The 12,463-nt window shown below is 54.7% G+C and carries 12 protein-coding genes; 6 read left to right on the top strand and 6 right to left on the bottom strand.

The annotated features are described in order from the left end of the window. From V7Q41_RS11040 to V7Q41_RS11030, 3 genes are all read right to left on the bottom strand, one after another. The coding region (locus V7Q41_RS11040) for a tellurite resistance TerB family protein (RefSeq protein ID WP_333845900.1) at positions 1–1,576 on the bottom strand (1,576 nt) is incomplete at its 3' end. Positions 1,577–1,659: 83 nt separating this feature from the next. Further along, positions 1,660–3,075 (bottom strand): sensor histidine kinase, encoded by a 1,416-nt coding sequence (locus V7Q41_RS11035; RefSeq protein ID WP_333845899.1) that lies wholly within the window; start codon positions 3,073–3,075, stop codon positions 1,660–1,662. Continuing rightward, on the bottom strand, positions 3,076–3,756 hold the full coding sequence (locus tag V7Q41_RS11030) for a response regulator transcription factor (protein WP_333845898.1): 681 nt from the start codon (positions 3,754–3,756) through the stop codon (positions 3,076–3,078). A gap of 224 nt (positions 3,757–3,980) precedes the next feature. Between V7Q41_RS11030 and ybiB the strand changes: the two genes are divergently transcribed. Together ybiB and cobA are read left to right on the top strand one after the other, a co-directional pair. Continuing rightward, entirely contained in the window at positions 3,981–4,883 is a 903-nt protein-coding gene (gene ybiB, locus V7Q41_RS11025; RefSeq protein ID WP_333845897.1) for a DNA-binding protein YbiB, read from the top strand. A 2-nt stretch (positions 4,884–4,885) separates the two neighbouring features. Next, positions 4,886–5,671 carry a uroporphyrinogen-III C-methyltransferase gene (gene cobA, locus V7Q41_RS11020; RefSeq protein WP_333845896.1) on the top strand — a complete coding sequence of 262 codons (786 nt, stop codon included), beginning with the start codon at positions 4,886–4,888 and terminating at the stop codon, positions 5,669–5,671. Between the two features lie 9 nt (positions 5,672–5,680). Here the strand turns inward: cobA and V7Q41_RS11015 are convergent, their stop codons facing one another. Next, on the bottom strand, positions 5,681–6,538 hold the full coding sequence (locus V7Q41_RS11015; RefSeq protein WP_333845895.1) for a DUF6671 family protein: 858 nt from the start codon (positions 6,536–6,538) through the stop codon (positions 5,681–5,683). A 7-nt stretch (positions 6,539–6,545) separates the two neighbouring features. Beyond that, positions 6,546–7,553 carry a sodium-dependent bicarbonate transport family permease gene (locus tag V7Q41_RS11010; protein ID WP_333845894.1) on the bottom strand — a complete coding sequence of 336 codons (1,008 nt, stop codon included), beginning with the start codon at positions 7,551–7,553 and terminating at the stop codon, positions 6,546–6,548. Positions 7,554–7,637: 84 nt separating this feature from the next. On the opposite strand from V7Q41_RS11010, the gene V7Q41_RS11005 reads away from it, so the two are divergent. The 4 genes from V7Q41_RS11005 (at position 7,638) to V7Q41_RS10990 (ending at position 10,670) form a co-directional block, all read left to right on the top strand. After that, the gene (locus tag V7Q41_RS11005; protein ID WP_333845892.1) at positions 7,638–8,534 is read left to right on the top strand and encodes a LysR family transcriptional regulator; all 897 of its coding nucleotides are present in this window, start codon (positions 7,638–7,640) and stop codon (positions 8,532–8,534) included. A 9-nt stretch (positions 8,535–8,543) separates the two neighbouring features. Continuing rightward, positions 8,544–9,794, top strand: coding sequence for an NAD(P)/FAD-dependent oxidoreductase (locus tag V7Q41_RS11000; protein WP_333845890.1), 1,251 nt, complete (start codon positions 8,544–8,546; stop codon positions 9,792–9,794). A gap of 135 nt (positions 9,795–9,929) precedes the next feature. Then, entirely contained in the window at positions 9,930–10,142 is a 213-nt protein-coding gene (gene rpsU, locus V7Q41_RS10995) for a 30S ribosomal protein S21 (RefSeq protein WP_006296472.1), read from the top strand. A gap of 81 nt (positions 10,143–10,223) precedes the next feature. Continuing rightward, positions 10,224–10,670, top strand: coding sequence for a GatB/YqeY domain-containing protein (locus tag V7Q41_RS10990; RefSeq protein ID WP_333845887.1), 447 nt, complete (start codon positions 10,224–10,226; stop codon positions 10,668–10,670). A gap of 389 nt (positions 10,671–11,059) precedes the next feature. Here the strand turns inward: V7Q41_RS10990 and pmbA are convergent, their stop codons facing one another. Continuing rightward, positions 11,060–12,448: a metalloprotease PmbA gene (pmbA, locus tag V7Q41_RS10985; protein WP_333845918.1), complete on the bottom strand. Its 1,389-nt coding sequence runs from the start codon at positions 12,446–12,448 to the stop codon at positions 11,060–11,062. Positions 12,449–12,463: the final 15 nt, after the last annotated feature.

Here is a 12,463-nt window from a genome sequence, read left to right as displayed (position 1 = left end):
TCGTCGTCAGTTGATCGGTCTTGGCGGGCAAGTTTGTATCCGAAGTTCCTGCCGAGGTGCTTGGCAACGACACCAACCCCATCCTGGCAAAAGCAGCATCCAACATTTGTCGGTTGCCGCCGGATGTTTCCACTTGAATGGGCAAGAAATCGTCAGAAAATTTTTGGGCACGTCCGATCGACAAAAAGCTGAAGTTTGATTTCTCAAATTGATCCAACTTGTGATGAACTTGCCCCACCACTTCTTGGATGTTTTGCGCGCGCACCTCTGGATCGATGGTCTCTCTGTGCTCGTCAAGGGATTGCACACCCAACTGCTGGCGGTTGACCTCTGCGCTGTCTAAGTCAATCACTTGCTTGTTTTTGGCCAATGCACCAGAGGCTACTTTTTGGCGGTTGAGGTCATCTTCAGGTTCTTCAATGGTTTGCAGGTTCAATCCATCGATGGCATTGCGCTTGATGGTGGCAATGCTGTCTTGATCTTTGAGGTCGTTGGCGATTTTTTGGTTGTTTTCCAACATTTGGCGCGAAATGAACTGACTCATTTCCAGCTCCGCAGCGCTGGCCCCCAAGAACCCGTCCTTCACTGCATCGCGTAAATCATTTGCCACTGCCGCAAGCTTGGGATCGCTGAGTTTGTTGTCAAACACATCGCCCTCACCACCCTCCATGCTGATTGCACGTTCATGCTTGACACGATTTTTAAACTCGTTGGTGTTGAATGGCTTGACGTTCTTGGTTTCAATGACTTGGTGAAAACGCGCAAACGAGGCCTCGTTGTATCCAAAGGCGTTCATCATGGACATGAACAGCTTGTCTTCAATGCTGGCCACCTCTCCATCCGCCAGCATGGAGTCGCATACATTGGTAAGAATAAATAGCTTTTGGTCGGGCTGTAAAACAACCGATGCTTCAGCTAAAAAGGCCTTCATCTTGACTGAACGCACATAGGTCAAGGCTGCTTTTTGCAAACCCTCAAACTCACCCAACACAGCCTCAAGTTGACCCACTTCTTGCGCACCAATCGAGCCATCTGAAGTGAGCATGTAGAGCAAGGCGCACGCCAGGGCCAAATGCGCAGTCATGGGTTGGCGCTCATCACGCACACCCGTGTAGCGACCCAGGATTGACTTGTCGTTTTTCAGCGCGAGGATTTTGAAGAAGGGCTCAAACTGGCTGTCCTGCACACCAAAAGCTTGCTTCAAACGTTGAAACTGAGCCAACTCAGCCGGGTCAGCTTGGCCATCAGACAACAGTGCATCGCACACATTGGCCAAGATGCACCACTTGTCTTTCATGCTGAGCAACTCAGGCGCGTCGATCAAAAAACCATCGAAGGACAAGGTCTGCACATAGTGCACGCCGTAGCGCAGCACCTCCTCATCCCCACCCAGCACCGACTGAAGATGACTGGTTTCTGCAGCGTCTAGCTCGCCGTCAGAGGCCACCATGTAAAGCAAGGCACAGGCCAAAGCCAAATAGGGGGTGAGGTGGATCTTTTCTGTACCCACGGCCTCTAGCCCCGCCTCTCGTTTGAGGTCGTCCAATAAATTAACTTGGAGCGTGTTCGTGGCCATCAGGCCACGATAAAAGCCCCATTGTTTAGGTGGGTGACATCTGCGTCATGGATCCATGAAATGACGCAAATGTCATTTATCGCTCATGCGTGCAGGGTATTCAAAGGCCCCACAAGGGTGAGCATGACTGATTTTTTATTCGTCACGCTCAGTGTCAGGCTGGCTTGATGCACTTTGGCAATCTCGCTACAAATGCTCAAACCCAAGCCCAAACCGTCAATTTGACGTGCATGAGACGCATCGCCTCTGTAAAAACGATCAAAGGCACGTGCTTCCAAGTCGGCCGAGATGTTCACACTCGAGTTCTCAATGCTGAGCCGAAACTGCGCCCCCTCGCGCTGCAGCGACACATCAATCCAGCCCTGCATGAAGTTGTACTTTTGGGCGTTTTCAAACAAGTTATGAATCAACAGCTTGGCCAAGGTTTTATCGCAACACCACAGCACCTGGGGCTCAATGGCGCAGCTCACGGTAAATGGCGGCGCCAATTGGTCTGGGTCTGGGTCTGGGTCTTGAGCGATCAGTTGCTCGAGCATGTCACTCAAATTTTCAACGCTGAATGTGCGCCCCAAGCTATTGGCATCGGCACGGGAGAGCAGCAGCAACTTTTCAGTGATGTCGATCAAGCGCTCCACCTCATCGCCCATGTTGCGCACCCGCACCTGCAAGTCTGACCCCGTTGGTAAATCACGAATCAACTGTTCGGTGCTTCCTCGCAAAATGGTCAGTGGCGTGCGCAACTCATGCGAGACATCCGAAGCAAAACGTCGTGCTTTGGAAAAGCTGTCAAACAAACGCGTCCGCAAGCTGTCGTAGACGTTGATGAAACTTTCAAACTCTCGGTAAGGGGCCTGCAAATCAGTGGCTTGACCAAGGTTGGCGTCGTTCAAGTTGGAAATCGTTTGCTCTATCAAACGCATAGGTCGCAACAGCGTTCGCACGCATAGCCAAGACAAGAACATCAGCAATATAAAAACAATGGGCGCCACACGAAACAAGTTTCGATCTCTCAACTCCCACATCCGATCGACCAACACATCGGCATCTGCTTGTTTTAACCACAACTCAGCGCCGTTGGTCATGTCTTGATGTCGCGCTTGGTACCAAATCTCGCCTTGCCTGAGACCACGCCATAGTTCGACTTGCGTCAGCGTGCCATCGATTTGCTGCTTGAGCGCTTGCTGGGAGAACGCTATGCCGCATGCATCCGCTTGAGTCACCTCGTTGGCACGACTCGCCTGGGGGCAGAGCATATAAAAATCTGAGGCACTTCCAATCAGGCTGCCATCATCCATCAAATGAAAACAGGACAAAAATTGAGCCTTGTCTTGCATCTTGTCAGCGCAGGCGATCAACCCCCGGCCCATGTCAGCGTGGATCTGATCCCGCAATTGATGCGTCAAAAAATATTGAGCAATCAGCCGATTTGAAAAGATGATTGTGAAAGCCACCGCCACCAGCAAGATAAAAACATGAAGTTGAAAAGAACGTTTCCTCATTCAAAACTCCAGCCGCAGTCGATAGCCCACACCCCGCACAGACTCAATGGGGGAAGGACGATTGCTGTTGCCCCTGTCTAACTTGAGCTTGATGCGACGCACGCACACGTCGACCAAGTTAGTTTCCGGGTCAAAGTTGATGTCCCACACATGCTTGAGAATTTGTTGTCTCGAATAAATATGGCCTGGTGAGCGCGCCAAATAGGCCAATAAACTGAATTCACGCTGGCTCAGCAACGCCGTCATCTCAAACCATTTGGCATGGCGCGTCACCACATCGAGGGTGAGGGGCCCCACCGAAATTTCCTGCACCTCATCAGGCACGGTGCGTTTGGCCAGCAATTTGATGCGGGCCAACAGCTCTTCTACAAAAAAGGGTTTGGGCAAATAATCGTCCGCCCCTAAATCAAAGCCTTTGAGGCGGTCAGGCAAATCCACTTTGGCGCTCAGGATGATGATGGGCATCTGACTGGCAGCGGCTTTGGCTTGCTGCAAAACTTCAAACCCGTCGAGCTTAGGCAGCATCAAATCCAAGATGGCCACATCGTGCTGAGCGGCAATAATTGAGGCTAAACCTAGCTCGCCATCTTGCGCATGCGTCACCTCATGGCCTGCAAGACGCAGTCCCTGGATGACAAATTCGGCAATCTTGGCCTCATCCTCAATTAACAATATCTTCAATTTGAACAACCTTTTGTGTTTTTTATAGTTTCATTTTCAAGCGTAGGGTGGCATATGGCGTGGCAAGAAAATGACATCTACGTCATCAAACCAAAGATGGACATCTTGTCATTCATCTTAGGGGCTTTCGTCTAGAACTTGAGATGAGCCCAAGTTGAAGAAGTCTGTGCCGCCGGAATTCGCCATATAGCCTTCAGTTATCAAGCCTGCGAGACAATCAGACCATGAGCATCAGCCACTACATCAAAGAGATCGGGCGCGGACGCGATGGCGCGCGCGCCTTGGACCGGGCCAACGCCACCGACCTGATGGGTCAAATCTTGGATGGCCAAGTGTCAGACCTCGAGTTGGGGGCCTTTTGCATTGCCATGCGCATCAAAGGCGAGACTGACCAAGAAATGGCAGGCTTTTTAGATGCCACGCATGCCCGTCTGCGCCCCCTCAGTGTGTCCAGCCCCGCGGTGGTTCTGCCCAGCTACAACGGTGCGCGCAAGCTGCCTGTGCTCACGCCACTGCTGGCCCATTTGCTGGCTCGCGAGGGTCTGGCGGTGGTCGTGCATGGCACCGCCACTGAATCCAGCCGCGTCACCAGCCAAGACGTGCTCAGTGCCATGGGCGTGTCAGCTTTAGCCACTGTGCGAGCGGTGCAAGCAGGCGAATTGGTGTTTGCACCCACCGAGGTGCTGTGCCCTGGTCTCAAACGCTTGCTAGACGTGCGCCGCGTGGTGGGCCTGCGCAACCCCGCTCACAGCATGGTGAAGCTCATGAACCCCACCACAGCAGCAGATGCCCTGCTGGTCAGCAGCTTCACTCACCCCGAATACGCCGTCTCGATGGCCGCCACGCTTGAGCTGACCGGCGCACGCGCCTTGCTGCTGCGAGGCACGGAAGGCGAGGTGGTGGCCGATGCCCGCCGCACGCCTCAAATGGACGCCTTTGTGGGCGGCATGCGCACGCCCTTGGTCGCGGCACAGCTGGGGGCGTTGCTCAAACTACCCGAGCTGCCCGCCCACATCGACGCAGCCACCACCGCCCGCTACACCCACGCCGTGCTCAATGGTGAACTGCCCGTGCCAGCTCCGTTGGCCGCCCAAGTGCAAGCCGTGCTCAAAGCCTTGGCGTTATGACCATGAATCAACCATTTCAACCCCATGTCACCTTGGTCGGCGCAGGCCCTGGCGACCCTGAACTGCTCACCATCAAAGCGGTCAAGGCCATTGCTTCGGCCACCCTGTTGTTGGTGGACGATTTGGTGAGCGAGGCCATCACCGCCCACGCCTCAGCCACAGCGCGCATCATCCATGTGGGCAAGCGTGGCGGCTGCAAGTCCACCCCGCAAGCTTTTATTGAAAAACTCATGGTGCAACATGCATGGGCTGGCGAAACCGTGGTGCGCCTCAAAGGCGGCGACCCCTTCATCTTTGGTCGGGGTGGTGAAGAAGTAGAGCACTTGCAAGCCCAAGGCATTGGGGTGACCGTGATCAACGGGATCACCTCAGGCTTAGCAGGCGTCACCTCCCTGGGGACCCCTCTCACCCACCGCGAACACGCGCATGGCGTGGTGTTTATCACCGGACATGCCAAGCAAGATGCGGCCGACGGGATAGATTGGGTGGCTCTAGGCCGCACCGCAGTGCAAGCCAAACTCACGCTGGTGATCTACATGGGCGTGAGCGGTGCCGCGCATCTGCAGGAGGCGCTTTTGCACAGCATGCGCGCCAGCACCCCGGTGGCTGTGATTCACCAAGTCAGCCTGCCTGGCCAGCGCCATGTGGTGTGCGAGCTGCAGCTGCTGCATCAGACCATCGTTTGCGAAGCGATGGCCAGCCCATCGGTCATCGTGGTGGGCGATGTGTTCAAGGGTTTGTTGGCGATGCAACAAAACCAGAGCCTCGCTGTACTTGCCGCCCCCTAGCGCCAGTGCTTAGGGGTTGCAATAGTTGCACCTTGCAGGGTCGGTTGTTTCGGGTTGAAGGATTGGCTTGTGCGCTTCAAAACTGCAATTCGTACACCGCCAAATTTCTTCGACTGCAAGCTGCGTGGGCCGGGCACATGCACGACATGGCAAACCCGGAACTTTCTTTGTCAAGCTGAATCCGGGCTTGGTGCATTGAGGGCATGCAGACAGTAACTTTTGAATCAAGTTATCCATCGCTTTTCGAATAAGCGCTTGTCGAGTCGGGTTTGAAAATGCCCTGAGATCGTTTTCGATCACAACCCAACCGCTCGCAGACCGAGATTGAGCCAATTGAAATGCGGCAGCCAAATGGGACGCATCACGAATGCCTTTTTGTCCCGCCGAATAATCCATCTCCTCAGGGCGAAGACTCAGGTAATGGCTAGGAAAATTTGCCTCATTTGCAAAGCTACTTAACTCGTCTAGGGTTTTGATGGCCCTTTGCAAACTCTGAGCGGGGCCATGCGCAAATCCCTGAACCTCAATGCCTAATTCTTGGTCAACCCACAAAACAACTTCGGAGTTCCAAGGCGTAAAACCAACGAATGGATCAGGGCCAAATGCGCCCTCGCTCGCGATCCCAATGGGCAAACCCGTCAGATTCATGCCCAGCCTCGCTTTTTCCCTGACCGCATCGAGTTGAGAGCCATGTCGAACAACCTCGTTGGTGAACGTCCCCAACTGGTCCGTGTCAAACGCATCCGTGTGAACCAAATGGCAACCTAGCCCGTGCAGCAAAGGGTCACGCATCAAGTGCTGTTTGCCATGTTGCGTTAAAAAGGCCACTTCACGGCCCTGATACGGACTCATTTCAGAGCGGGTCATGCACGCCTCACAGTAAAAATGTTTGTGCCAAGGATAAGTAGACTGGAATACCGAACAAAATATTCAGAGGAAAAGTCACACCAAGGCTCAGGCCAAAATACAGGGAAGGATTTGATTCAGGCAGCGCATAGCGCAAGACAGCCGGCACAGCAATGTAGGAGGCACTTGCCGCCAAAACCATCAACAAGGCGCCGTCCCCCACAGGAAGGCTCAGCAAGATGGCCAGCCCTAAGGCCAGTCCCGCATGGGTGATTGGGCCAAGCACTGCGTAGGCAATCAGCACGGGGGAATGGTCTCGCACCTTTGGAAAATTGCGCGCAGCCATCAGCCCCATGTCAAGCAAAAAAAACGACAGCATGCCTTTGAATAAATCGGCAGAAAAAGGTTGCATGGCGGCCTTGCCCGATTCACCCGTGAGTAAGCCCACCAGCATCGCCCCCAACAGCAACAATTGCGCGCCGTCGGTGAAGGACTCATGCAAGATCTTGCTCACCTTCATCCTCGGCGGCGCTGATCGCTCATGCACCTGCGCTGCATTTCCACCCAACGCGACCCTGACATTGCCCTTGGTTTGCCGCAACACATTGGCAAACACCACCGCCATGATGATGGCCGGAGACTCCATCAAAGCCATTGCTGCAGCCATATGACCGCCATAAGTCACGGATGAATTTTCTAAATACTGAACGGCCGTCACAAAAGTCACCGCACTCACCGACCCATACGTGGCAGCGACCGCAGCAGCATCAAACCCTGAAACGAAGCGGCTCAAAATCCAATACCCCATGAGTGGGATACAGATAGCCAAGGTCATGGCCGCCGCCAAACTGATGCCGACCTGGGGCGTCAGCCCAGAATGCGACAGCGCAAAGCCGCCCTTCAAACCCAGTGCCATCAACAGATACAAAGACAAAAAACGGGAAATAGCAGGCGGAATTTCCAAATTGGAACGGACTGCCCCAGCCAGGACACCCACAATGAAAAACAAAATGGCGGGGTCGAGAAGATTGTGCATGGTGGATTCCTTTGTTGAAATCTTAAAGTTCCCACACTATTTTGTAAAATTGATTCTTTAATATTTATATATAGGTTAAAGTCTATGCATTTAACATTTCGCCAACTGCGACTTTTTCAAGCCTTGTCCGATAAAGGCAGTGTCAGCGCAGCTGCTAGAGCCATGCACATCACACAACCCACGGCATCCATGCAGCTCAAAGAAATGAGCTTGGCCATTGGCTTACCGCTGTACGAGGTGATTGGCAAAAAGATTTATCTGACTGAGATCGGTCACTCGCTCGCAGCCACCGCTCGCGAGATGTGTCAAACCTGGGAGTCGTTTGAACAAGGGGTGCATGCCACCAAGGGCATCACGAAAGGCCAACTGAAAATTTCAGTGGTGAGCACGGCCAAATATTTCATGCCAAAACTGATTGGTTCTTTTTGCAAACGCCACCCGTCCATCGACGTCTCGCTAGAGATCTTGAACCGAGACGGCGTGCTAGAGCGTTTGCGCGACAACCGAGATGACCTCTACATCATGTCCTTGCCGCCCAGCGACCTTGCGCTAATCGATGAGATCGTGATGCCTAACCCGATCGTGATGATTGCCGCATCCAACGATCCACTGGTCAAGCAAGCCAACGTTTCGCTCAGCGATTTATCAAACTGCAGATTCATTCTGCGTGAAAAGGGGTCTGGCACCCGAATGGCTGGAGATGCGCACTTTGCCAAGACAAAATTTCGCCCCAACATTCGCTTGGAACTCGGCAGCAACGAGGCCATCAAAGAAGCTGTAGCAGGCGGCCTGGGCATTGGTGTGATCTCTCAACATGCCTTGCATGGACATCAAAAAGAGCACGGCGCCAGCGTCATTCAAGTCCCGGGATTTCCGCTTCAATCGTCGTGGCATTTGGTGCACCTTGCCGCCAAACATCTGTCTCCCGTTGCGCAAGCATTCAAACAGCACATCTTGATCAGCAAAAGACCAGGCCACTAAACTCACCCCATGAAATTGTTTGATGTGGTGATCGTGGGTGCCGGCGCTGCCGGTTTGTTTTGTGCAGGCGTGGCGGCGCAACAAGGCTTGCAAGTGCTGGTGCTGGATCACAGCGAGAAGGTGGCCGAGAAAATTCGCATCTCAGGCGGTGGGCGCAGCAACTTCACCAACCGTGAACTCGATGTGCGCGCCCCACACAAACATTTTTTAGGCGACAACCCACAGTTTTGCCGCAGCGCCCTGTCGCGCTACACACCGCAAGATTTTGTGGCGCTCATGCAAAAACACCAAATCCCGTTTCACGAAAAGCACAAAGGCCAACTGTTTTGTGACCGCTCGGCGGATGATCTGATCCAAATGTTGCTGAACGAATGCAACGGCTCAGCCTGTGGCGGCAGCGTGACCCGCTGGCAGCCTTGCAGTTTGAAGGCCATTCGCTTTTCTGATGCCGCGCCCGAGGCGCAACGCTATGAGGTCGACACCAGCCAAGGCTCGCTGCACACTGCGGCGGTGGTGGTCGCCACGGGCGGCTTGTCCATCCCCAAAATTGGCGCCACCGACATAGGCTATCGACTGGCCAAGCAGTTTGGCTTGCGCATAGTCGAGCCCCGACCGGGCCTGGTGCCGCTCACGTTTGACGAAACAGCTTGGGCACCCTACGCTGAGCTATCGGGTCTGTCTTTGCCCGTGCGGATCGAGACGGGCACCAAGAAAACCCTGCAAAGTTTTGACGAAGATTTGCTCTTCACGCACCGCGGCTTGTCGGGCCCAGGCGTGCTGCAAATTTCAAGCTATTGGCGCTCGGGCGCTGACTTGCGCATCAACCTCGCGCCCGAAGTCGATCTTCAAGAAGCGCTGTTGGTGGCCAAACAGCAATCTAAAAAGCGCATTGCCAATGAACTCAATACCTGGGTGCCTTCCCGCTTGGCCGAGACTTGGGCCAGCCAAGACCCCGCGTGGCAGCGCCCCGTGATCGAGGCCAGCGACAAAGCCCTCAAGCTCTTGGCCCAGCGCCTGAGCGCTTGGCCGCTCACCCCCACAGGCAGCGAGGGCTACAAAAAAGCCGAAGTCACCGTGGGCGGCGTAGACACGCGCGATTTGTCGCAACAAACCATGGAATCAAAGCAGCCGGGCTTGTATTTCATTGGTGAGGTGGTGGACATCACCGGCTGGCTAGGCGGCTACAACTTCCAGTGGGCCTGGGCCAGCGCCCATGCCTGCGCCAAGGCTTTGGGCGTTCGACTCAAGCCGTCGTTTTAATCGCTATAATCTTGTTCTTTGCTGGCAAACCCCCAACGGCCTGATCAACTTCATGTTGGGGAACACCGCAGGCAAGGCGCTTAGGCCCGATCTTCCTAGGCACCCTCTGACTGCAATTAATTGGAAATTTTGGTAATGACCACCATCCGTGTAAAAGAAAACGAACCGTTTGACGTCGCACTGCGTCGCTTCAAGCGCACCATTGAAAAATTGGGTCTGTTGACCGACTTGCGCGCGCGTGAGTTCTACGAGAAGCCCACCGCCGAACGTAAACGCAAAAAAGCAGCAGCCGTCAAACGCAACTACAAGCGCATCCGCAGCATGCAGTTGCCCAAGAAGCTGTACTGATCAGCCTCTGCCCCCAAAAGCTCGCGAGGGACGCCTCAGCGGGCTTTTTTTTCGAATCGTTTTTTTCAGCAGGAGCACGCCATGAGCCTCAAAGCACAAATCACCGAAGACATGAAAACCGCGATGCGCGCCAAAGACAGCGTGCGCCTTGGCACCATCCGCTTGTTGCAAGCCGCGATGAAGCAAAAAGAAGTGGACGAACGCGTGGAACTCGACGACGCCATGGTGATTGCCATCGTCGACAAACTCATCAAGCAACGCAAAGACTCAGTGACTGCTTATGTATCCGCGCAGCGACAAGACTTGGCTGACATCGAAAGCAACGAAATGAAAGTGCTCGAGGTGTATTTGCCTCAGCGCTTGAGCGCCGACGAAATCACCGCCGCCGTGAAAGCCATCGTGGCTGAAGTGGGCGCCACGGGTGCGGGTGACATGGGCAAAGTGATGGGTGCTGTGAAGGCGCAGTTGGCGGGCAAGGCGGATATGGCACTGGTGTCTGCTGCTGTCAAGGCGGCGTTGGCGGGTTGATACTTCGTTGAGGGGCATGACTCCCCTTCTTTGACTGTTGACGGGGCTAGGCCCCGCAAGCCTAGGCTCCTCTTCGCTGCGCTCAGAATGTCGCTACGGATTGCGGAGCCTAGCCCCGTCAACAGCATTTCTGTGTGCGAGCTTCTTCTGGCCAGCAAAGCAGGTTCAAACCAGCCGCTTTGAGCTCAGCGATAAAGCCCTCTTGTAGAGTGCCCGAAGCGAATGCGGTGTTGCCTAGCTGCCCGTAGCGACATTCTGAGCGCAGCGAAGAGGAGCCTAGGGCAGTTAGGCAACACCGCATTCGCGGCTCCCGCGAACTACAAAACTACAAAACTACAAAACTACAAAACTACAAAACTACAAAACCAAAACGCAGCGACCAAAGAAGATCAGCTACCCGCCACCTTCATGCGATTGATCAACACAGAGCCAATCGCCTTAGCCCCCATCGTGAAAGTATCCGCACCAATGGCCTCAATGCCTTGGAACATGTCTTTCATATTGCCCGCAATGGTGATCTCTTGAACCGGATAGGCAATGCGCCCGTTTTCCACCCAAAAGCCACTGGCACCGCGTGAATAGTCACCCGTCACGTAATTCACGCCTTGGCCCATCAACTCGATCACAAACAAACCAGTCCCTAGTTTTTGCAGCATCGCGTCGAGGTCGTCTGCGCTTTGGGTCAGGCGTGAGGTCATGGCCAAGTTGTGCGAGCCGCCCGAGTTGCCCGTGGTGGGCATGCCCAGTTTGCGGCCGGTGTAGCTGCTCAGGAAATAGCCTTCCACACGGCCAGCCTCCACCACGCGGCGAGCGCGCGTGGTCACGCCTTCGTCGTCAAATGGCGAGCTGCCTTTGCCGCGCATGACAAATGGGTCTTCTGAAATGTCAATGTGCTTGGGAAACACGGTGGTACCCAGCGAATCAAGCAAAAACGTACTCTTTCGGTAAAGAGCACCCCCACTCACGGCTTGCACAAAACTACCCAACAAGCCTGCGGCCACAGGCGCTTCAAAGAGCACAGGACATTGCACCGTGGCAATCTTGCGCGACTTCAAACGACTCAACGCCCGCTCGGCCGCATAACGCCCGACAGACTCGGGGGATGCCAATTCATGGGCATCACGCATGGAGCTGTACCAAGCGTCGCGCTGCATCCCGTCACCCTTGCCCGCAATAGGTGCCACCGAAATGGTGTGACGCGAACTTGCATAGCCTCCCCGAAACCCGTGGGTGTGCGCACTGAAAAAATGGCTTTGCTGCGCCGACACTGCAGCGCCTTCGCTGTTGGTGATGCGCTTGTCGGTTTGCATAGCCGCCGCCTCACAACGCAAGGCAATCGTGGCTGCGTCGGCACTGGTGATGGGCCAAGGGTGAAACAAATCCAAATCGGGGTGGTGCTGGGCAATGTCTTTCTCGTCGGGCAAGCCCGCCACGGGGTCTTCGGCGGTGAAGCGGGCAATATCAAAAGCCGCTTGCACAGTGCGCTCAATGGCGTCTTGCGAGAAGTCCGACGTGCTGGCGTTGCCACGGCGATGGCCGACATACACCGTCACCCCCAGTGATTTGTCGCGGTTGCGCTCCACATTTTCTAACTCGCCTTTGCGCACCGACACGCTCAAGCCGCAGCCCTCGGAGGCATCAGCCCCTGCATCAGTGGCGCCCAGCTTTTTGGCGTGCAGCAACGCGGCATCCACGAGCGAAGCAAAGTGTTCGCGGCTGTAGCTGAAACCTTGGGCAGGTTGGTGGGGTGGCGCTTGGGTTTTGGAGGCTTTGGTCATATCGGCGGCTATGAT

The sequence above is a fragment of the Limnohabitans sp. genome, from assembly GCF_036804465.1.
Taxonomy (GTDB): domain Bacteria; phylum Pseudomonadota; class Gammaproteobacteria; order Burkholderiales; family Burkholderiaceae_C; genus Limnohabitans.
This window is presented reverse-complemented; position numbering and strand designations above follow the sequence as displayed.

Bases quoted from the DNA above. Each gene is read 5' to 3' on its own strand.
- V7Q41_RS11010 (WP_333845894.1), bottom strand. From the start codon at position 7,553: ATGCACAATCTTCTCGACCCCGCCATTTTGTTTTTCATTGTGGGTGTC.
- V7Q41_RS11015 (WP_333845895.1), bottom strand. From the start codon at position 6,538: ATGACCCGCTCTGAAATGAGTCCGTATCAGGGCCGTGAAGTGGCCTTT.
- V7Q41_RS10990 (WP_333845887.1), top strand. From the start codon at position 10,224: ATGAGCCTCAAAGCACAAATCACCGAAGACATGAAAACCGCGATGCGC.
- V7Q41_RS11000 (WP_333845890.1), top strand. From the start codon at position 8,544: ATGAAATTGTTTGATGTGGTGATCGTGGGTGCCGGCGCTGCCGGTTTG.
- rpsU (WP_006296472.1), top strand. From the start codon at position 9,930: ATGACCACCATCCGTGTAAAAGAAAACGAACCGTTTGACGTCGCACTG.
- V7Q41_RS11005 (WP_333845892.1), top strand. From the start codon at position 7,638: ATGCATTTAACATTTCGCCAACTGCGACTTTTTCAAGCCTTGTCCGAT.
- cobA (WP_333845896.1), top strand. From the start codon at position 4,886: ATGAATCAACCATTTCAACCCCATGTCACCTTGGTCGGCGCAGGCCCT.
- pmbA (WP_333845918.1), bottom strand. From the start codon at position 12,448: ATGACCAAAGCCTCCAAAACCCAAGCGCCACCCCACCAACCTGCCCAA.
- ybiB (WP_333845897.1), top strand. From the start codon at position 3,981: ATGAGCATCAGCCACTACATCAAAGAGATCGGGCGCGGACGCGATGGC.
- V7Q41_RS11035 (WP_333845899.1), bottom strand. From the start codon at position 3,075: ATGAGGAAACGTTCTTTTCAACTTCATGTTTTTATCTTGCTGGTGGCG.